Here is a 238-nt window from a genome sequence, read left to right on the forward strand (position 1 = left end):
GTGCCATTTTCTTAGGTAGACCACACTGATGTAGACGTAGTGTTGGACCTACAACGATAACCGAACGACCAGAGTAATCGACACGCTTACCAAGTAAGTTTTGACGGAAACGACCTTGCTTACCTTTGATCATATCTGCCAAAGATTTCAATGGACGTTTGTTACTACCAGTGATGGCACGACCGCGACGACCGTTATCAAGCAACGCATCCACTGACTCTTGCAACATACGCTTTTC

The 238-nt window shown here is 45.8% G+C and carries 1 protein-coding gene; it reads right to left on the reverse strand.

All coding sequences use genetic code 11. The features are described from left to right. A partial coding sequence (locus tag SB772_RS45255) for a hypothetical protein (RefSeq protein ID WP_410839183.1) occupies positions 1–238 on the reverse strand: 238 nt, incomplete at both ends.

Origin of the sequence: Paraburkholderia sp. SIMBA_030, assembly GCF_046535245.1 — a bacterium.
Taxonomy (GTDB): Bacteria; Pseudomonadota; Gammaproteobacteria; order Burkholderiales; family Burkholderiaceae; genus Paraburkholderia.